Raw genomic sequence first — 21,635 nt, forward strand, 5'->3', positions numbered from 1 at the left:
ATAGCTTTCAAGTGGATTATTTAATTTTAAAAGAAGTGGTACCGCGTAACCTTTCGCCTTCTAGGTGGAAGGTTTTTTTAGTTATCAAACGAATTTTAAGGGTTTGACTATCTATTTTTACATGAATTTTATTGTATTTGATTTACAAAAGGAGGACTTATTTATGAAAATGTCAAAGTTTTATATGCCTACTTTAAGGGAAGATCCAGCTGATGCTGAAATAGCCAGCCATAAACTTCTCCTTAGAGGAGGGATGATCAGAAAGACTGCATCGGGTATTTATTCATATCTTCCACTGGGTTATAGAGTGGTTCGTAAAATTGAAAATATCGTAAGGGAGGAAATGGACAACTTTGGATCTCAAGAGATTTTAATGTCCGCCCTACAACCAAGGGAAATCTGGGAGGAGTCTGGAAGATGGGCAACCTTTGGTCCAGAGATGTTTAAACTTAGGGATAGAAATGACAGGGAGTTCTGTCTTGGACCTACTGCCGAAGAATACTTTACAAATTTGATAAAGGGCGAAATCAAAAGCTATAAACAGCTGCCTTTAAATATCTATCAAATTCAATATAAATATAGGGATGAAAAAAGACCTAGGTTTGGTATAAATAGATCTAGAGAGTTTTTGATGAAGGACGCCTATACCTTTGATACGGACATGGAAGGTTTAAATAAAGCCTATGAAAATATGTGGAAGGCCTATGAAGTGATATTCGATAGATTAAAGCTTGATTATAAGGTAGTGGCAGGAGACAGTGGAGCCATGGGTGGAAACAACTCCCATGAATTTATAGCCCTATCAGAAACTGGAGAAGGGGTAATCTTCTACAGTGACTCTTCAACTTTTGCTGCCACAGACGAAAAGGCAGAAGTTTACTATGAAGTGGATGAAGAAGATGTGGAGATGAAGGAACTTACTAAGATCTTCACCCCTAACTGTAAGACCATCGAAGATGTCAAGGAATTTACCAACACATCAAGTAGTCACTGTGCCAAGGCTATAGATTTAATGGTGGAAGGAAAACCTGTTTTAGTCATCATACCTGGAGATAGAGAGCTCAACGTTTCTAAGTTGGTTTCTTACTTAAAGGTTCCAGAACATGCAATTGAGATGATGACTGACATTGACATAGAAGAAAAGTTGAATTCATCACCAGGATTTACAGGACCTAGTTCTGAAATTCCAGAAGATGTAAGGATTATCATCGACGAACGAATCACGAAGATGAAAAATCTCGTAATAGGTGCAAATGAAAAGGACTACCACTATAAAGATGCCAACTATGGAAGGGACTTTGACGGGGAAGTGGTAAAGGATCTTCTTATGATTGAAGAAGGGGACATCGACCCTGAGACAAAGGAACCCCTTAAATCTGCAAGGGGAATCGAAGTGGGTAATATCTTCCAATTGGGAGAGAAATATTCCAAGGCACTTGATGCAACCTACCTTGATGAAAATGGAAAAGAACAGCACTTTTACATGGGTAGCTATGGCATAGGTATAACTAGGACGGTAACTGCCATAATTGAGCAAAATCATGACGACAATGGTATTATTTGGCCATTGATAGTTGCGCCATACCATGTAATCATCTCCGTTATGAACACGAGGGACGAGGATCAGATGGAACTTGGAACCAAGATATATGAAAACTTAAGACTAAAGGGTGTGGAAGTTATCCTTGACGATAGAAAAGAGAGGGCTGGAGTTAAATTTAATGACAGAGACCTAATTGGTATACCTCTTAGGGTTACAGTAGGCAAGAGAGCGGGAGAAGGAATTGTCGAATATTCTACCCGTGAAAAAATGGAAAACAGCGAAATGGACTATAACGATGCCATTGAAGAGATAATGAAAGAAGTATCTAAATCTTTAAAATGTTTAGACAATTATTATAGATAATTATAGATGATAGTGGTCATTAAAACTGGTCACTATCATTATTTCATTCAATATATTTATAAACTTGTGGTATTATTGACAGCGCGTAAAGGATTCTATACAATAAATTTAAATGGGTACAAAGTTATACCCATAATAAAAAAAAGGAGAATAGGATGAAACGTAAATTAATTTTAATTTTGTTTGCTATTTTTTTATCATTCACAATTACAGCATGTAACAAAACTGATGATAACAAGGCAACAGAGGACTCTTCAGCGGCTACGACTGAAGCTACAGAAGCAACAGTCGCTACTGAAGAGACCAAGGAAGAAAAGGAAAATGATAGTGAAGCGGAGGAAGTCTCAGGAAAGGTAACACAGGAATTTGACTTATCATCCCACAAGAGTGAAAAGTCTTCAAGACTTTGGATTCCATATGCTCAGTCCGATGAATTTCAAGATATTTCCAATGAAGAAATCAAAATAGATGAAGCAGTTGGAACTGCGACTGTAGAGGAAGACGAACTTGGAAACAAGATGATATATGTGGAGTTTAAACCTGAAGCTACTGAAAAGAAGGTTAGCTATTCCTTTGATGTCACAAGAAGAGAAGCCCTAAGACCTGAAATTAAAGAGGAAACAGACTTTAACAAGGATGAATTCAAAGAGTACTTATCAGATTCTAAGCTTTTAAATATAAATGGTCCTATAAAGGAACAAGCAAAGGAAATTACAGAGGGAAAGACTACAGTTGAAGAGAAGGTAAAGGCTATCTACGACTGGATCTACGACAATATGAACAGGGACAATGACGTTATAGGTTGTGGACTTGGAGATGTGGATCAACTACTTGATACAAAGGCTGGAAAGTGTACCGATATCGGTTCTGTATTCATTGCCCTTTGTAGAGCGTCAGATATACCTGCAAGGGAAACCTTCGGCGTTAGACTTAGTAAGGACGATACTGCTGACATCACAAAGTCACAACACTGTTGGGTTGAGTACTATCAACCTGGAACAGGTTGGTTCCCTATCGATATAGCCGATGTATTAAAGGGAATTTTAAATGACAATCTGGAAAAGGACAGTAAGGAAGCCCTAGCTCTAAAGGATTATTACTATGGTAATTGGGATGCTGTAAGGGTAGGCTTTACTACAGGTAGAGATTTAGTGTTAAATCCAAAACAAGAGGGAGAACCATTAAATCAATTTGGTTACCCATATGCTGAAATAGATGGAAAGGCAATAGACTTCTATAAACCTGACCAATTTGTATACACTTTCAATTGGGAAAAAGCAAAATAGATAAAGATATAATCGAATTATAATAAATGGCTGCTCAGTTGAAATACTGAGCCCTTTATTTGTAATAAATACAAGGGTGTATACATTAGTGGATTAGAATGGTATGATAGTAATAGGATTTATTTTAATGTTATTTGCGAAAATTTAGAATAAAATTTTATAAATAGGGTATTTAATATTACAAGAGATAATAAATGTACATTTAAATAGGATTATTAAAAGGGTAGGGGTGTTGAAATGAAAAATAGAATAGAAGAGTTTAGAAAGCCTTTAGGTCTATCTCAGCATAGGTTAGGAAAAAAAGTAGGGGTTTCAAGGATTAGTATCAATAAGATTGAAAATGAGAAGACCATGCCTAATTTGAAATTAGCCGGTGCCATAGCCGACGCTCTAGATAAATGTGTTTATGAAGTATTTGACTTAGATGGGACGGGGAAGTTTCAATGCCCATGTGTAAAACCAGAAGATAGATAGTTAGGATTTTATGAAAGAGATTTTTAATGGAGAAAGAAAATTTCATCATGACGAGGATAGGGGTTTCTATGTTCCAAACCATAAGGTGATTCGAAACAGCGTCTATCCTAAAAATATAAATGGAACCTGTGGGTTTACTGCGGCCTGTATTCTTTTAGATTACTGGAACAAGACATTAGGTGGGTTTGTGCCTGAAAAGTTCTTGGAGAACGGAAACTTAAAGACGACGGGTTTTACGCTACAGGACCAATTGCGCAAATATAGCAGATATAATAAGAGTTGGGCTAAGACTATTACCGATGCCATCAACTCCCTTTGTAGGGCCTATAATTTACCAGGAAGAGCATATTATACATTGGGAAGCATTGGAGTAAGGGAATATTTAAATAAAGGAAGGCCTTCCATAGTTTTTGGTTGGCTAAACTCCGGTGTGGATATAAAATCCATAGACTCCAAACCCCTTAGACATATCTTTCATGCAGTCACCGTTTATGGCAAGGAAGACAAAAATTATATAAGCCATTATGGTTGGAAGGGTTACGAAAAGGTGGTTTTAAAAAGAAGTGTAATAGGATCGGTGACGCTATTTAATCCAGATGTGATAATAAAAAGTTAATAGACTGTAAGTTGACCTTGCTTTTATGGCAAGGTTGTTTTTTGAGTTCGTGTTTTTTTTATCCATTTATTTTAATTTGTGAATATGGTAAACGGTTTTTCTAATCTTTCCAATTGTGTATAATCAAATTGTAAGTAGATTAAAGATTAGGAGAATAATATGAATTCAGTTATAAGTAGAACTATAAAAACTGCACTTGCAGCCTTTTTTGCAATCTTTATTGCTGAAAACTTAGGTTTACAATTTTCTGCATCAGCAGGTATTATTGCAATTTTATCTGTTTTAGAGACCAGAACCCAAACTTTAAAAGGGGGAGTTAAACGACTAATCTCTGCAATCCTAGCCATTTTAATAGGAAGCCTATGCTTTTATATCTTTGGTTTTAAGAATTGGGTATTTGCCCTTTATCTTCTAATTTTCGTTCCAATCTCATTTTTCTTTAAAGTGGAGATAGGACTAGGTCCTTCCTCTGTCCTTGTGACCCATTTATTGGCAATCAAAAAAGTTGACCAGAGTATAATACTAAACGAAATAGGCTTAATCTTAATAGGAACCCTATTGGCCTTTTTAACCAATATCTATGCACCGAATAAGATAAAAAAGCTAGAAGAGAAAATCTGTGAGATAGACGAGAAGATAATCTATATCTTGAATAGATTTATTATTGCCTTGACAAAGGAATTTGATATTAAGACTGAAGAAAATTTATTTGTGGACTTGGACAAAGCAATAGAAGAAGCTTCGATTTTAGCTAATCGGGAAATGGAAAATTTAAATTTTGATGAAGGAGTAGACATCACCCTTAACATAAACATAATGAAAGAACAGTCTAGAATTTTAAAAAATATATACGAAGACTTAAGTCAAATCCCTCCCGAATTCACTAAAGGTACAGAACTGGCGGAGATATTAAAGACCAATTCAACACAGATTACTGAAGAAGCCACCGTTAAAGAGATGAGAAGAAAAATGGAGTTTATGAAGAATTATACTGAAATTTTACCGGCCCCTCAAACTAGGGAAGAATTTAAAATAAGGTCTGCAGTATATCAAACAATGAAAAGTATAGATGAATTCATGGTTGTACTATCCAGTAGAACTGAGAAAAAGGATAGATTACTCTAAATTTTACTTGATTGATTAAATATTCTTGACTAGCCACTGCGGTTAGTCTTTTTTTATTGCCATAGGAGGAGTATTATGGTCTACGATGGCAAAAAAACCATAATATAACACCTTGAAATTTAGGGATTTTCCTGATATGATTAGTGATGATATCAGTTAGGAGGTTGCTATGGTTTCTTATAAGGATTTTGAAAGGGTTCTACTTGAAGAATTACAACAGGCGCTAGGTTGTACTGAACCTATTGCAATTGCCCTTTGTGCTGCAAAGGTTAAAGAGTATTTGACTTCTGACCCAAGAGACATCGAAGTATATTGTTCTAAGAATATTATAAAGAACGCCTGGTCCGTATTAGTTCCAAACTCCCAGGGAATGAAGGGGATTTTGACGGCTGTTGCCCTTGGAATTGTTGGTGGAAAGGCTTCTAAAAATCTTAGAGTCCTTGAAGATATTACCTGTGAGGACATTGAAAGGGCTAAGAAATTGATAGAGGATAGGGTTATTAAGACCCATGTTTCTAATGTTACAAATCTTCTTTACATAAAGATTGTGTGTAAGACTGATAGTGAAGAAGTTACGGTGGAAATAAAGGACTGCCATGACAATATTACCTATGTTGAAGTGGATGGTAAGGTAATTTATAAATCTGAAATAAGTGACAAGGAAAACTGTACTGAGGACAGGTCCTTTCTATCTGTAAGAAGTATTATAGACTTTGCTGACAATGTGGATTTAAAAGATGTTCCAAAGCTTTTAGAGCGTTTGGACCTACAGATAAAGTCAAATATGGAAATTGCCAAAAATGGCCTTGAAAAGGGATATGGTGCAAAGGTTGGTCCCATAATTAAGATGACCTCTCAAGGGGACATGAAGGACGAGATAAAAGCTATGACTTGCTCTGCCTCCGATGCAAGGATGGGAGGTTGCAGTCTACCTGTCGTTATAAATTCTGGTTCTGGAAACCAGGGAATTACCACATCTGTTCCCGTAATCGTCTTTTCTCAAAGGGAAAATCTTTCTAAGGAAAGACTCTATAGGGGACTGATGGTTTCAAACCTCATTGCAATCTATCAAAAGTACTATATTGGAAAGCTTTCTGCTTTTTGCGGCGCTGTTAGTGCTGGCGGAGCAGCTGCCTGTGGAATTGGTTATCTTATTGGCTTAAAGGAAGAAAAAATCGAATCCATTTTGACCAACGCCCTTGCAACTTCCGGTGGAATAGTATGTGATGGGGCCAAGGCTTCCTGTGCTTCCAAGATTGCAGTTGCCCTGGATAATAGCCTTCTTGCCCTTGAAATGGCAAAGAGAGGAATTGAATTTGAATATATGGATGGAATTGTGGGAAGTTGTTCCGATAAGACTGTAAAAAACATTGGTAAAATGGCTTCTGAAGGCATGAAATACACCGACGATAAAATACTTGAGATTATGTTAGAGGGAAATTAATTAATATTTTTTAGGATTTGGTATATAATAAATACCAAATCCTAATTTTTTATCTGGCAGAGCATTTTGAAATGAATTGGGTTTTACCAATCAAAAAGCCAGTAGGATTAGTAAGTAGACGAAAAGTTGAGGATAAAATGACTTTAAGAGAAAAGGTGTACGATTCTATTAAGCAGGATATCGTATCGGGTAACTATAGTACTAGTGACATTTTAAATGAAAAAAACTTAATGAATAAATACCAAATCAGTAAGGCCCCTGTTAGGGACGCCCTTATTGAACTGTGTAATGAAGGGGTATTAAAATCTATACCAAGGCTTGGATATGTTATTGTTTCCTATTCTAAGGAATATCTGGATGGTATTTTAAAGCTTAGGAAATTCTTGGAACCAAAGTACTTAGATGAATATTGGGAAAGGGTTCAGGATAGGGACATTGAAGTCCTTGAAAGCTTACATCTGGAGCAAATGGAAAATGCCTGTCGTGAAGATCCAGTTTCCTATTGGAATACCAATATGGATTTCCATTTGACCTTGGCTAGCTTTTATCACGATGAATACTATTACGAGATTTTAGAAAATGCATTTCAAAAACAGATGCTTGTCTTTTCTCAGTACTATTGGAATAGTTGGAACAGGGAGGTCTTTAATATCTACAGTCATCAACATAGTGAGTTTTTATTCTATTTAAAGAACAGGGACAGAAAAAAAGCTGTTGAAGAGTTGAGAAGGGATATTGATTACTTTATGAAGGGTTAATGAACACATAAGTACATACTTATAGGTTTTAATATTGACAAAAAAATAAAAAGTTGTTAAATTACTAGTTAATAAAAATCACTGAATAAAAATTAGGAGGCGCAATTATGAAATTTGTAGGAGAAGGGTTAACATTTGATGACGTACTTTTGGTACCAAGGGAGTCACATGTTCTACCTCATGAAACAAGCTTAAAGACCAATTTAACTAAGAAGATTCAGCTAAATATTCCGCTAATGAGTGCTGGAATGGACACTGTAACTGAATCTAGGATGTCCATAGCCATGGCTAGACAAGGTGGTATAGGTATAATTCACAAGAATATGACCATTGAAGAACAGGCGAAGGAAGTTGACAGGGTAAAGAGATCAGAGCATGGAATTATCACTGATCCATTTTATCTATCCCCTGTTCATAAGATAAAGGATGCCTTAGCGCTTATGGCAAATTATAGAATATCTGGTGTTCCAATTGTGGATGACGATATGAAACTTGTTGGAATTTTGACTAATAGGGATGTTAGATTTGAAACTGACTTGGAGCAGGATATCGACAATGTGATGACTAAAAAAGATAAACTTATCACAGGAAAAGAACATATCTCCATGGATGACGCTTTGGAAAAGATGAAGAATGCCAGAATTGAAAAGCTTCCTATAGTTGATGACGACTACAAACTAACCGGTCTTATCACAATTAAGGACATAGAAAAATCTATACAATATCCAAATTCTGCTAGAGACTCCAACGGTAGACTTCTTGTTGGAGCGGCTGTTGGAATCACTGAAGATATGATGGACAGAGTTAAGGCCCTTGTAGAAGCAAAGGTGGACGTTATAACCATCGACACTGCCCATGGACATAGTGCCGGCGTGTTAAAGGCTGTTAAGAAGATTAAAGATGCCTATCCAGAAATGCAGGTTATTGCAGGTAATGTTGCAACCTATGAGGGAACAAAGGCTTTGATTGAAGCTGGTGCCGACTGTGTAAAAATCGGTATAGGACCTGGATCCATCTGTACTACCAGAGTTGTTACAGGTATTGGGGTTCCTCAAATAACTGCTATCATGGAAGCAGCAAGGGCTGCAAATGAATACGGTGTGCCTATTATTGCAGACGGTGGTATCAAATATTCTGGAGACATCATCAAGGCCATTGGTGTAGGAGCTGATGTAATAATGGCAGGTTCTCTATTTGCTGGAACCAGTGAAGCACCAGGTGAAGAGGTACTATACCAAGGTAGAAGATATAAGGAATATAGAGGAATGGGTTCCATTGGAGCCATGAGATCTGGTTCAGAAGATAGATACTTCCAAACTGGTTCTAAGAAATTCGTTCCAGAGGGAGTAGAAGGTAGGGTTCCATTTAAAGGTAAAGTTGAAGATGTAGTTTACCAACTTGTTGGTGGACTAAGAGCAGGTATGGGATATATTGGAGCAAAGGACATCCCTGCAGTTAAAGAAAGAGCTCACTTTATGAAGATAACTCCAGCTTCTCTAATAGAAAATCACCCACATGATATCTCTATTACAAAGGAATCACCAAACTATTCAATACATTTAAAATAAAAATATAATGATATGCCCATCAAATGCTTATAGTTAAGTAGATGATGGGCATTGGTTTTTCATAAAACTTACTTAGTTTTAACTAAATTGTCCTTGACTGGTCCAGTAAAACTTGTTAATATGTATGCGTAATGAGTTCATGAAATTTTATTTTGTGGGCGAAAGTGTACCTAGGGATCCGGGCGAAGGCACAGGACCAAGCGGTACGATACTCTTAAGCTACATATAGGGTACACACCTAAGGGGGAAAAGCCCAGAGGGGTAGGTTTCGCTTAACCTACCTCTCTGGGCTTATTATGTACATTCGAGTATATGCTACTCGACTAAATTCCAATAAAAAGGGTGATAGATATGGAACAAATTAAAAAAGGTAAAACAAAAGATTTTATTCAAAGCGGTGACAGATCCTATTTCAAATTCAAGGACACTTTAACAGGAACTGCAGACGGTTCTTTTGATACTGGCGGCAATATGGTTGCTGGGTCAAAGGAAGGTGCAGGACTTGAAAGTCTTAAGGTAAGTAAGTACTTTTTTGAAATTTTAAAGGATAAGGGCATCAAAACCCATTATATTTCCTCTGATTTGGAAGAAGGTACTATGGATATCAAGCCTGCAAAGCTATTTGGTGATGGAATCGAAGTAATCACTAGATTTGTTGCAGTGGGATCTTTCATTAGAAGATATGGAAAGTATGCTAAGGAAGGTCAACCCCTAAATGCCTATACTGAAATTACGTTGAAGGATGATGAAAGAGAAGACCCTCTTATTACTAAGGATGGTCTAGTTGAACTTGGAATTCTTACAGATTCCCAATATGAAGAGATAAAAGACTTAAATATTAAGATATCTACAATCATCAAAGAAGAACTAAAGAAGTTCGACCTTGACCTATACGATATCAAACTTGAGTATGGTATGATTGACGGTTCTGATGAAATTGCATTGGTTGACGAAGTTTCCGGTGGAAATATGAGAGCCTACAAAGGCGACCAATATATCGATCCAATGGAACTTTCAAAATATCTTAATCTTAACTAAATTAGAAAGTGTACCTAGGGATCCGGGCTAAGGCACAGGACCGAGCGGTACAAGGCGATTATTTCGCTGACACCGAAAGGACAAAAGCCTGGACGGGGAGGTTTCAGCCTTCCTGTTTAGGCTTTTTTGTTTTTGTATAGAATTATAAAGGCCAGTATATGGACTTTTAATTGATGGTATTAGCATATTAGACAAAAATGTATTAGTAGAAATTAATTGGAGGTATAAAATGAAGGTTACTGTAATTATGGGGTCATTATCAGATAAGGCTATTGCTGATAAGGTTGTAAAAACATTAAAAGGTTTTGAAATAGAACATGAAGTAAAGGTTATTTCTGCCCATAGAGCTTTGGGAACTCTTATAAAGTATATGGACGAAACCAAGGAAGAGACAGGTGTCTACATTGGTATTGCGGGAATGGCGGCTCACTTAGCAGGCGTTATGGCAGGACATACCACTAGACCAGTTATAGGAATTCCAGCCAAGTCATCTGCGCTAGAAGGTCTAGATGCACTACTTTCTACAGTGCAAATGCCTAAGGGGGTTCCAGTTGCAACTGTGGCAATTAATGGTGGAGAAAATGCGGCGGTACTTGCTGCAAGGATTTTAAGCCTATCAGATGAAGGACTAAAGACAAAATTAGAAGAGTATAAGTCTGAAATGGAAGAAAAAATACTAAATAGTGATTACACTTACGAGGGCTAAGGATGTCAGGTTTAATTGGAGTATATAGTAGAGACAAAGAGTTAAATGTGTTTCCCCATCTATATTATGGGTTACATGCTCTACAACATAGAGGACAGGCGGAGATGGGCATTAGCCTATACAAGGACGGCAAGATAAATGAAATTAAGGGAAAGGGCCTAATATCAGATAATATCACGGATTCGAATGTTGGAGATATTTCTGGAAATAGGGGCCTTGCCCATTGTAAATATGCCTTTAAGGACGACGATATCAACTCTAAGACCATGCCTTTAATCTACGATGTAGATGGAGAGCAGTGCATGATTATCATAGATGGTAAAATCATCAACAAGGACTTTGAAATGAGGGATTTAGTAAGGGTTTTAAACAAGAGAGAACCAGGACTTTCCAAGTACATTTCAAGCCTTGAAGGGGCCTATTCCGTAATCTATATGGATAATAAGAAGATGGTGGCCTTTAGGGACAACTATGGAATTAAACCACTTTCCATTGGAAAGACTAAAGAATTTGTGGTGGCAGCATCTGAAACCTGTGCCATTGACACGATAAATGCACAAAACGTCCATCCCCTAAGGCCGGGAGAAATTTATATGGTGGACGAATTTGGAGAGGCATCTCACTTTGCCATTGAAAAAGACCATTCTCTATGTCTTTTTGAAATGGTATATATTGCAAGGGACGACTCCTATATCGACGAGTTATCTGTGTATAAAGCAAGATATAATATGGGAACCATCCTTGCCAAGGAACATCCTGTCGATGCAGATATTGTGATAGGTGCTCCCGACTCTGGAATGATTGCAGCACTTGGCTATGCTAAGGAGTCAAAGGTTCCTTATCAAAAGGGAATCGTTAGAAATAGATATATTGGAAGAACCTTTATAAACCCATCAGAGGATTTGAGAAATTTCAATGTTCACCTAAAACTTTCAGCTATAAGGCAAAATATTAGAGGGAAAAATGTGATTTTAGTAGATGACTCCATCGTTAGAGGTACAACTATTAAAAGAACTGTGGACATTCTTAAAAAGGCGGGAGCTAAGTCCATTCATATTAGAATAGCCTCACCTCCTGTTATAGAAAATGAAAATTTGAGTATTGATATTCCAGATAAAAAAGACTTAATCGCTGCTAATCACACGATTGAGGAGATGGAACAGATGTTAGATTGTGACTCTCTTAGATTTCTATCCCTAGAAGGAATAAGAGAGGCCTGTGGAAATAGAACTTTTTATGAAAAGTATTTTGGCGGGTATAACCCCCTTGAACAAAAATAGGAGGAGAGATGGCAATAGATTATAAAGCTGCTGGTGTTGATAAGGAAGCAGGATATGAGACGGTAAATCTTATTAAGGATATGGTAAAGAAGACCCATGACGAAAATGTCCTAACGGACTTAGGGGGTTTTGCAGGATTATACGGAATTGGGGGATTTAATTATAAAAACCCGGTATTGGTTTCAGGAACCGACGGCGTTGGAACAAAGGTGCTTATAGCAAGGGAACTTGGAATCAATAACACCATTGGACAAGACTGTGTAGCCATGTGTGTAAACGACGTGCTATGTCAAGGGGCAAAACCGATTTTCTTCCTAGACTATATTGGTACAGGAAAGGTTGTGCCTGAAAAGATGGCTTCAATTGTCGAAGGAGTTGCAGAAGGTTGCTCCAAGGCAGGTTGTGCATTAATCGGTGGAGAGACTGCGGAAATGCCTGGAGTATATGCAAAAGACGACTATGATCTAGCTGGATTTGCCGTTGGAATTGCCGATAAGGACAAGATAATTACAGGAGAGGGAATCGAGGCTGGAGATCTATTATTTGGACTAAAATCCTCTGGAGTTCATTCCAATGGGTTCTCCTTGGTAAGAAAGGTTCTTTCCGACAGCGGTTTAAAATTAACGGATAAATTCATGGATAAGACCTTGGGAGAAGCCCTTTTAGTACCTACTAAGATCTATGTTAAGGAGATGCTTGGCCTTATGGAAAAGGTTGAAGTCAAGGGAATGTCTCATATTACAGGAGGCGGCCTTTACGAAAATGTTCCAAGGATGTTACCAAAGGATACAAAAGCTAGGATAGACCTTAAAGACTTTGAAATTCCAGAAATCTTTAAGCTTATAGAAGAAAAGGGCAAGATTGAAAGAGAAGAGATGTTCAACACCTTTAACATGGGAATTGGTTTGGTGTTTGTAATAAGCCCTGAAAATAAGGAAGTGACAGTGGATTACTTTAAATCTATCGGGGAGGATCTTTTAGAACTTGGTGCAATCGAAAAGGGAAATAGAGAAGTTGAGCTTAACTACTAAAAATATTGCCATAATGGCTTCAGGCTCTGGTACAAATGCCCAAGCCATTATGGATGCTTGTGAAAACAAGGAGATAAATGGAATAGTTAAAATAATAATATCTAATAATTCAAAGGCCTATGTTTTAACACGTGGGGAAAGAAAGGGCATAAAAACCCTTGTGGAACAAGATTTTATAAAGATGGAAGAATTGTTAAAGTCACTGGACATAGACCTAATAGTCTTGGCAGGATATTTAAAAATCCTGCCCCTAGAATTTATTAGAAGCTTTGAAAACAAGATTATCAACATCCACCCTTCCCTGCTTCCTGCCTTTTGTGGCAAGGACTACTACGGACAACGGGTCCATAAAGCAGCCATTGACAGGGGAGTTAAATACTCTGGAGCCACAACTCACTTTGTCAACGAGATACCCGATGGTGGACCTATAATTTTTCAAAAGGTAGTGGAAGTAAAGGAAGATGATGACTTTGAAAGTCTTGGTAAGAGGATACTTGAGCAGGAACATCCGCTTTTAGTAAAGACTTTAAAATATTTTTGTGAAGACCGACTGAAGGTGGAAGGGTTGAAAGTATCTTTAAAGGAGGAAAAATGCGAGCGTTAATTTCTGTTTATGATAAAGAAAATATAGTTGAATTTGCTAAGGAATTGGTGGGTATGGGATGGGACATCATCTCAACCGGGGGAAGCTATAGGACTTTAAAGGAAGCTGGAATTGAAGTTGAAGAAGTTTCCAACATTACTAAATTCCCTGAAATTTTAGATGGTAGAGTTAAGACTTTGCACCCATTTATACATGGTGGAATACTCTTTAGAAGGGATAATGAAAATGACGTCAAGACCTTGAAAGAACAGGGAATTGAGTCCATAGATATGGTAGTCAACAGTCTATATCCTTTCAAAGAGGTGGTTTCAAAGGGTGGAAGCCATGAAGATATTATTGAAAATATCGACATTGGGGGACCTTCCATGATCCGTGCCTGTGCCAAAAACTATAAGGATTGTCTGATTGTTACAGATAAGAGCCAATATGAAGAAGTGATTGAAAGATTAAAAGAAAATAAAGACGATATAGACTTTAGAATGGATTTAGCAAAGAGAGCCTTTCAATTGACTGCAAGCTATGACAGTTTAATCAGTGACTATTTTATAGGGAAATCCGAAGAAGAGTTTCCACAAAAGTTCACTAAGTCCTACGAGCTTGTACAAGAACTTAGATATGGAGAAAATCCACATCAAAAGGCCGCTTATTATGAAGAGGTTTCACCCCTTGATAAGTTTGATATTAAAAAACTTCACGGTAAGGAGCTTTCCTACAACAACTTAAATGACCTGACAGGGGCATTTAAAGCTAACAAGGTATTTGATGAACCCTGCGTTGTGGCAGTAAAACATACCAACCCTTGTGGTATAGGAGTTGCAAAGGACATTGCAACAGCCTATGAAAAGGCCTATGAATGTGACCCTGTGTCCATCTTTGGCGGAATAATTGTACTTAATAGACAAGTTGACAAGGCCTGCGCAGAAAAGATGTCTAAAATCTTTTTAGAAGTCATTGCAGCCCCATCCTTCTCAAAGGAAGCGTTGGAAATCCTAGAAGCCAAGAAGAATATAAGACTACTTGAAATTTCCAATATGAATGAAAAAGAAATCGACAATAGACAGATAAAACAAGTTCTAAATGGGATTTTAGTTCAAGAAGAAGACAAGGTAATATACGCAGAAGAATTGGAAGTCGTTACAGATAAAAAACCTACAGAAGAAGAACTAAAAGAACTAGAATTTGCTTGGAAATGTGCCAAGACCGTAGCCTCAAATGGAGTGGTAGTTGCAAAGGATGGACAAACCTTGGGAATAGGACAGGGAGAGACCATGAGAGCATGGGCGGTAGAAGAGGCCCTGGAAAGAGCTGGAGATAGAATTGCAGGAGCAGTATTTGCCTCCGACGGATTTTTCTTTAAAGATACCATGGAACTTCTTAAAGAAAAGGGAATAAGAGCCATCATCCAGCCTGGTGGTTCCATAAAAGACCAAGAAGTAATAGACTTTGCCAACGAAAACGACATGGCCATAGTCTTTACCCACACCAGACATTTTAGACATTAGAGAAAATTGTGATTGTGAATTTGTGTAAACTAAATAGATAAAATTAAAGACCTGCTTCAAAATTTTGTTGAAAGCGGGTCTTTAATTTTAGTAATTACTGATAAAAAACATAGAGGTAATGATATTTATTAAACGACAGACAAAATATTAAGACAAGCTATAACTTATTAATAAAGTTGATAGAGAGTGGAGAGAGGAGTATAATAAATCCAGTTTGATTTATGTGGAAGGTTCCTAATTTATCAAACAATAAAATAAAGGAAAGGATTGACGATAGATGAAAAAGAAAATTTTATCTATAATTTTAGTACTGTCTATGATATTAGTTCTTGTAGTAGGATGTAAGGCTAAAGATGAAAATTCATCTGTAGATATAGAATCAAAACCACAAGAAACTATTGAAACAGACACAACAGAAAATACGGAAGAAACCAAAGGAGAGGAAATATCTAAATCCTACGGAAATGATGCTAAAATGAGTGATTTTGAAATGGCAAAAATAGAAGATGTTCATAGAGCTATGGAAAATCCAGAAGGAGATATTTTGCTAGTAGATTCTAGGCCTCAAGAAAGCTATTCAGGATGGGCTTTAGAAGGTGCAAAAAATGGAGGACATTTGAAAAACGCCGTTCTATTCTCATCTAGATGGTTGGATTGTGAATACTCTGCAAAAGCTCCGAGGGAAGCCTATTTAGAAAGAGCTATGGCAGATCAAGGAATAACAAAAGAGAAGAATATCATAGTTTATGATTATTCTGGAAATCATGCTGCCCACGTAGCTAAATATTTTAAAGATTTAGGTATATCAAATGTAACAGTATTTTCTGCTAAAGAATTAATTGATGCAGGAAAAGAATTGGAATCTTATAAAAACCACGACCGTTTTTTACCGACTGAAATTGTGAAAAACATATCAGATATTAAGACTGGAAAAACTACGGACATGACGCCAGAAACAAAAGCTGTAATAGGGGATAATATGGACAACGTGGTTTTAATAGATGTAGGTTGGGGAAATGCTGGAGGCTCTACATATTATTCAGTAGGCCACGTGCCAGGAGCCGTTCATATCAACACAGATTCTTATGAAAGACCAAGGGTGTATGTTCCTGAAAAGAGATCGGATTATGCAAAAGAATGGAGATTGATACCTCTTGAAGAATTTAGAGATACCCTTTGTCCTCAATATGGAATTACAAAAGATTCAATTGTTATTTTAACAGGTACAGGAACTTCGCCTCAAGGTAGGTTAGGTTTTATGTTAAGAAGCTTAGGAGTAAAAGTATATGCAATGAGCGGTGCTTTAACTGCTTGGAAATACAATGGATATGAATTAGATACTGCTCCAGATACTTTAGTAGTTCCTACAGCAGTTGAAAATTTTGGAGATGATACTATCTCTAATCCTGACGAAATATTATGGATGGATACTATCAAATCAATATTAGCAGGCACTACTCCTGGACAAGTTGCTGACAATAGAGGTAAAGACGAATGGGATGGGCAATATTCAGGTTATGATTATCATGATTTAGCAGGAAGAATAGAAGGCTCTATATGGTGTCCACAAGGAGATGAAAAAGAGGGTCAATATTTTGACAATGTTGACAACACTCCTAGAACAAAGAAAGAATTAATAGGACATATGGAAAAATACGGTTTGGATACTACAAATACTGTAGCTTTCTTCTGTGGTGATAGCTGGGGAGCGGCTCATATATCGTACTTTTGCCAGGCTAATGACATTGAAACAATCAAACAGTGGGGAGAAGGATGGATTCCATGGTCAAATTTAGGTAATGAATTTATAGACCATAATGGAGTAAAAGTACATTATGATAAATATAAAGATACTCTTTTAGATGCAAATGATAAAGATGTAAGAGATGATATAAATATACTTGGTGATAAGTCAAATGAAGAATAAACCAGTGGTAATTGTATCAGCGTTATTGTTTTTAACTGTTGCAGCTTTCTTTGTAGTAACAAAAATGACGATTAATAATGATATTAGTGACAATAAGCAAAGTGCTACTTCAAATGAAACAGTATCAATAGCAAAAGCGAAATCTGATGCACAAAAATTAATTGGCGAAACTGTTACTCAAGAGGACGTTAAAAGTAAAATTGGAGAATGGGATAATTTTGAAATGAGTAGTGAAGGCTGTGAAAGAGGAGTATATGCTGGAAGATTCTTTTATGAAGACTTTACAATTTTTTCAAAGACCTATGATAAAGGTAAAACATATCATATTGAATCCATAAACGAAAAGTAGGTGTAAAATGAATAATTTTCTGGAAAAGATAGGAATAAAGGGAAATTTAAAGAAAAATTTTGGAATAATTATTCTGCTTGCTTTTGGAGTTGCAATAATATCGGGGCTTCCATTTTTTAGGTTTGAATATTATGATGTATATTTAACTACCTATAATCTTACTAATACTCAAATGGGAGTATTTGGATCTATAATAGGTTTTTTTGGTATAATTTCATACCTTTTCGGAGGAGTAATTGCGGACGGACTCAATGTGAAGAACATAATTGTCGTTTCCTTATTGGCAACAGGAATTTCAGGATTAATACATTTGTTGCCTATAGGTTTTTATGGCTTGATAATTATTTATGCCATTTGGGGAATTTCAACTACCTTTGCTTTTTGGCCGGCTTGTGTTAAAGCTATAAGAGTAATGTCAGATAGAACAAATCAAGGAAAAGCTTATGGCTTTTTTGAAGGTGGAAGAAATATAGCAGGAGGAATCATAGCATTAGTAGCACTAATTTTATTTAGGATAGGAGTATCTGGTATGGATAATAAGGTGCTCGCTATGAAATATGTTATTCTTTTTTATTCCTCAGTAAATATAATTATGGCTGTTTTTGCTTATTATTTTATAAAAGACGATAAGATGGTAATGGCAAGTGGTAGTGTTAATTTTTGTGGAGTTTCAAAATTATTAAGAAATCCTGCAATTTGGATAATTTGTCTATTATCTTTTTGCAACCATGTTTTTTGCTTATCTGTTTATTACTATATTCCATATACCACACAGATTCTTGGAGCTTCGGTTGCCTTTGGAGCAACATTGGGAGTGCTACGTAGATTCGGTTCGATAGGAGGTAATATAACTGGTGGATATTTAACGGATAAAATTGGAACAGGCAAGCTGATGCTATGGGCTTATATAATTATATTTTTACTCCAGATTATATTATTGCTAGTTCCAGTTAATCCATTATTTGTGCCAGTAGTTGCTATTTTGTATGTTCTGATATTGGTGTTTTTTAACATGAACTATGCAATGTCATGGACAATGATTAGTCAAAGTAATATTCCGTTAGAATATTCAGGGACTGCTGCTGGATTGATATCTACTGTAGGATCAATACCAGAGATGTTTGTATCCATCTCCGCAGGAAATATCATTGATAAAAATCCTGGTATTACTGGTTATAAATATATTTTCTATATTCTTACTGCAATAATTGGGATTGAAAGCATATTAATTTATGTATGGATAAAACACTTAAAGCGTAAAGAAAAGAACTGCAAAATTGATGAATCAACAAAAGAAGATATTAAAGTTTGCATGCATTAACAAAAAACCGGCTATCTTTAACCCCGATAGCCGGTTTTAAATTTCTCTAATTACTTTCGCCTTGTAGATATCTTATAAAGGCATCATTTACCCATATATCATTTGCTTTTGCACTATCCAACTCAAGGAATTCATTTAAGGTCTTTATTAGGTTTTCTGATTTTTCCTTTGTTGTAAAACTGTGAAGTGTAAGATTTTCTACACTAACTGTATTGTCAACTAGTGGACCGTAACCCTCCTTCATTTCAGTTTCAGAACTGTAGAGTGGTTGCCACCATGACCCAAATATAACTTTTTCTCCATTTGGATCTTCTGTTGTCTTTTGTGCATATTTCTTAACTATCGAATCAAAGCTCAATTTGTCTTCTATTTTTTCAAATTCGATATGAGTATTAAATTCCACTGCATTTGCTATATATTTGTCCTCTTTTACCTTTACAACTTCATATTGCTTGGTAGGTTCTGGAATTGGTCCCCATTCTAATCTGTATTCAAAGGCTGAGGATTTTGGTTCTAGAGAGACTTTGCCATCAATTCCTTCCAATCTTAAAATGGCCAACAGCTGATTGGTATGCACGATATCGTCATGGCTATAAACCAGTGTTTTTTCCTTATCCAAGTCGGTCTTGTATTTATCAGACACTATATTAAATCCAGTTGTCTTGTCACTTGTAATGAGTTCTACACCGGCTTTAAATATCTTGTTTCCAGTTACAACTTCCGCACTCTTTAACTCCTCTTTAAATTTGAATGCTAGATATGGATCTGAAATTTTTCCTGATTTAACCGCGTTTTTAGATTGATGAAATTCACTGCCCAAAGCAATCTTATCGATAAGAGGTTTTAAATTGTCAGATGTTACAAAGGTCTTTAAATACTCCACATCCACATTGGAACCCACTTTAAAAGCGGCAGCTCTCTTTAAAACTTCCAAATCATAGTCGCCATTGCTATCAAGGCCCAATACTTCAATTGCCTTTTCCTTTGAGATAACCCTTGGAAGCTCTGTAAGTTCATTAGCCTCTAAGAATAAATCTAGAATGTCCGCCTTTTCATTTCCAGACAAGACCTTTCTATAGGTTACATTAGATTTTAGATCATCAGGAAGTTTTCCCAGTGCATATCTAAAGTTTGAGTCCTTGCCATAGAGGATATCCAAAATATTGGATTCAGTTACAGAGGTGTTACCACCGATAACTACAACTTTTTTAACATTTTCCTTAATAAAGGACAGAAGATCTGGGTTGATATTATTTGACTTAGTCAATAATATTGGAGCATCCAGTACTGCAGAAGCAGAAGATGCAGAAAGCGCATCGGGATAGTCCTCGCCGCTGGCTAAGATAACAGTATCTAGATTGCCAAAGGTCTTTTTGTATTCCTTTGCAACTTCTAGAGAAGTCAAATATCTGTCCTTGCCCTTTATCCTTCTAGAATCGCCTATAACAGAACTCTTACCACCTATAATTATAGGATTGTCAAAGCCTTTAGAATTAGAAGATAGATTGAGTCTATTAAAACCTTCATCATCTTTTGTTCTACCTGCTAAAGGACCACTGGAAAGTGCATCAGGATAGTCCTTTCCACTGACGATGAAATTTGTAACTTTATCCTTGGATACTTCCCTATCCAGTAATTTATATCTTAAATCGCCAATCTTTTCAGCAGTTAGATATCTGTCTTTACCGTAGATTCTTTCAGTAGGGTAAAGCTTGGATAGTTCCCTTTCCACATCTAAGGAGATTGTAGAACTACCGCCTAGAACATATACCTTTTCAGGATCTAACCTCTTTAGTTCATCCTTGGTCTTTTCGTTTAAAGTCTTGGCATTTGTAAGAAGTAGTGGCCATTTTTCTTGAATGGTTAAAGTACTACCTACAAGAGCATCAGGAAACACCTCGCCACTGGCAACTACAACAGCCTTAGGCTTAGAGTAAAGCTTCTGAGATATCTTAGTTGCAGTTTCATACCTATTGTCTCCGTAAATTCTTTCAACAGAAAAGTTTTCCGAAGCCAAGGCTCTGCTTCCAGGAACTAACAAAGCCCCAGCCAATAAAATAGATAAAATTTTCTTTTTCATAATCTTCTCCTTCCATAATTAAATTGAGTTTACCTCACTGTGATTATACCCAATAAAAGAGAAGTGAGAAATGCGAGGTGAGAAATGAGAGGTGGAAGTGATCAAGCACTCAAACATGATAGCTCGATTGCTTACGCAAGAAGTGATCCCATACTAATTTTTGATTAGCGAGATTTGTTATTTTTATATATTGACAATATTCCTGAAAAATAAAAAGTTCTGTAGCTCTAAGTGTCCGATTACGGAGTATTTGAAGGAAAGCCAACAGCTTTCCAACATCTTTTGCAGCAGGGTTTTCAGGGACGGCTAGTCCCTGAATTTATGGAGGGAAAATGGTTGGGTTTTAAAGGGAAGGGAAATGGAACCATCAAATAGGTTACCGATTCCCTTCCCTTTATTTTGAAAGAGAACATTAAACTCTGCAAGCGGTTTGTGAAGTTTATAAAACTTCGTCTAACAACTTCTAGTAGGCAAAAAAGTTTTCTGGAAGTTTTGCAAGCAAAAAACTTCCCCATTTCTCTAATAACATTGCAAAATCTTCCATTTATGGATAAACTTATTATAGATCCTGAATTTGACAGTAAAAAAAGAGCAAATCTCCTGTAAGCCTTGCAATAGCT

At 36.5% G+C, this 21,635-nt stretch carries 18 protein-coding genes; 17 read left to right on the forward strand and 1 reads right to left on the reverse strand.

Annotation, left to right across the window (positions count from 1 at the left end):
* The first annotated feature begins 163 nt into the window (after positions 1-163).
* From Q1K37_RS02105 to Q1K37_RS02185, 17 genes are all read left to right on the forward strand, one after another.
* Positions 164-1,906 carry a proline--tRNA ligase gene (locus tag Q1K37_RS02105; protein WP_300408886.1) on the forward strand — a complete coding sequence of 581 codons (1,743 nt, stop codon included), beginning with the start codon at positions 164-166 and terminating at the stop codon, positions 1,904-1,906.
* A gap of 155 nt (positions 1,907-2,061) precedes the next feature.
* Entirely contained in the window at positions 2,062-3,192 is a 1,131-nt protein-coding gene (locus tag Q1K37_RS02110; RefSeq protein WP_300408888.1) for a transglutaminase family protein, read from the forward strand.
* Between the two features lie 237 nt (positions 3,193-3,429).
* On the forward strand, positions 3,430-3,666 hold the full coding sequence (locus tag Q1K37_RS02115) for a helix-turn-helix transcriptional regulator (RefSeq protein WP_300408890.1): 237 nt from the start codon (positions 3,430-3,432) through the stop codon (positions 3,664-3,666).
* 10 nt (positions 3,667-3,676) lie between these two features.
* Positions 3,677-4,282, forward strand: a complete 606-nt coding sequence (locus Q1K37_RS02120) for a hypothetical protein (RefSeq protein WP_300408893.1) — start codon at positions 3,677-3,679, stop codon at positions 4,280-4,282.
* Between the two features lie 159 nt (positions 4,283-4,441).
* Positions 4,442-5,407, forward strand: coding sequence for an aromatic acid exporter family protein (locus Q1K37_RS02125; protein WP_300408895.1), 966 nt, complete (start codon positions 4,442-4,444; stop codon positions 5,405-5,407).
* A 169-nt stretch (positions 5,408-5,576) separates the two neighbouring features.
* Positions 5,577-6,851 (forward strand): L-serine ammonia-lyase, iron-sulfur-dependent, subunit alpha, encoded by a 1,275-nt coding sequence (locus tag Q1K37_RS02130; protein ID WP_300408897.1) that lies wholly within the window; start codon positions 5,577-5,579, stop codon positions 6,849-6,851.
* A gap of 71 nt (positions 6,852-6,922) precedes the next feature.
* Positions 6,923-7,609 carry a GntR family transcriptional regulator gene (locus Q1K37_RS02135; protein ID WP_300408899.1) on the forward strand — a complete coding sequence of 229 codons (687 nt, stop codon included), beginning with the start codon at positions 6,923-6,925 and terminating at the stop codon, positions 7,607-7,609.
* Positions 7,610-7,716: 107 nt separating this feature from the next.
* A complete protein-coding gene (gene guaB, locus Q1K37_RS02140; protein ID WP_300408901.1) occupies positions 7,717-9,177 on the forward strand; it encodes an IMP dehydrogenase in 1,461 nt (486 codons plus the stop codon).
* Between the two features lie 351 nt (positions 9,178-9,528).
* A complete protein-coding gene (locus Q1K37_RS02145) occupies positions 9,529-10,215 on the forward strand; it encodes a phosphoribosylaminoimidazolesuccinocarboxamide synthase (RefSeq protein ID WP_300408903.1) in 687 nt (228 codons plus the stop codon).
* Positions 10,216-10,444: 229 nt separating this feature from the next.
* Positions 10,445-10,921, forward strand: a complete 477-nt coding sequence (gene purE, locus Q1K37_RS02150) for a 5-(carboxyamino)imidazole ribonucleotide mutase (protein ID WP_300408905.1) — start codon at positions 10,445-10,447, stop codon at positions 10,919-10,921.
* A gap of 2 nt (positions 10,922-10,923) precedes the next feature.
* Entirely contained in the window at positions 10,924-12,201 is a 1,278-nt protein-coding gene (locus Q1K37_RS02155) for an amidophosphoribosyltransferase (RefSeq protein WP_300408907.1), read from the forward strand.
* Between the two features lie 8 nt (positions 12,202-12,209).
* Positions 12,210-13,232 (forward strand): phosphoribosylformylglycinamidine cyclo-ligase, encoded by a 1,023-nt coding sequence (gene purM, locus Q1K37_RS02160; RefSeq protein ID WP_300408909.1) that lies wholly within the window; start codon positions 12,210-12,212, stop codon positions 13,230-13,232.
* Positions 13,216-13,836, forward strand: a complete 621-nt coding sequence (purN, locus tag Q1K37_RS02165; RefSeq protein ID WP_300408911.1) for a phosphoribosylglycinamide formyltransferase — start codon at positions 13,216-13,218, stop codon at positions 13,834-13,836. Before purM ends, purN begins: the two co-directional genes overlap by 17 nt.
* Entirely contained in the window at positions 13,824-15,338 is a 1,515-nt protein-coding gene (purH, locus tag Q1K37_RS02170; RefSeq protein ID WP_300408913.1) for a bifunctional phosphoribosylaminoimidazolecarboxamide formyltransferase/IMP cyclohydrolase, read from the forward strand. The genes purN and purH overlap by 13 nt, the downstream gene beginning before the upstream one ends.
* Before the next feature lie 277 nt (positions 15,339-15,615).
* Positions 15,616-17,265 carry a rhodanese-like domain-containing protein gene (locus Q1K37_RS02175; RefSeq protein WP_300408914.1) on the forward strand — a complete coding sequence of 550 codons (1,650 nt, stop codon included), beginning with the start codon at positions 15,616-15,618 and terminating at the stop codon, positions 17,263-17,265.
* The gene (locus Q1K37_RS02180; RefSeq protein WP_300408916.1) at positions 17,255-17,614 is read left to right on the forward strand and encodes a hypothetical protein; all 360 of its coding nucleotides are present in this window, start codon (positions 17,255-17,257) and stop codon (positions 17,612-17,614) included. The genes Q1K37_RS02175 and Q1K37_RS02180 overlap by 11 nt, the downstream gene beginning before the upstream one ends.
* A 7-nt stretch (positions 17,615-17,621) precedes the next feature.
* Entirely contained in the window at positions 17,622-18,935 is a 1,314-nt protein-coding gene (locus Q1K37_RS02185; RefSeq protein WP_300408918.1) for an MFS transporter, read from the forward strand.
* A gap of 46 nt (positions 18,936-18,981) precedes the next feature.
* On the opposite strand, the gene Q1K37_RS02190 is transcribed toward Q1K37_RS02185, so the two are convergent.
* Positions 18,982-21,015 (reverse strand): cell wall-binding repeat-containing protein, encoded by a 2,034-nt coding sequence (locus tag Q1K37_RS02190; RefSeq protein WP_300408920.1) that lies wholly within the window; start codon positions 21,013-21,015, stop codon positions 18,982-18,984.
* Positions 21,016-21,635 lie beyond the last annotated feature (620 nt).

The organism is Lagierella sp. (assembly GCF_029983815.1).
Lineage (GTDB): Bacteria > Bacillota > Clostridia > Tissierellales > Peptoniphilaceae > Mediannikoviicoccus.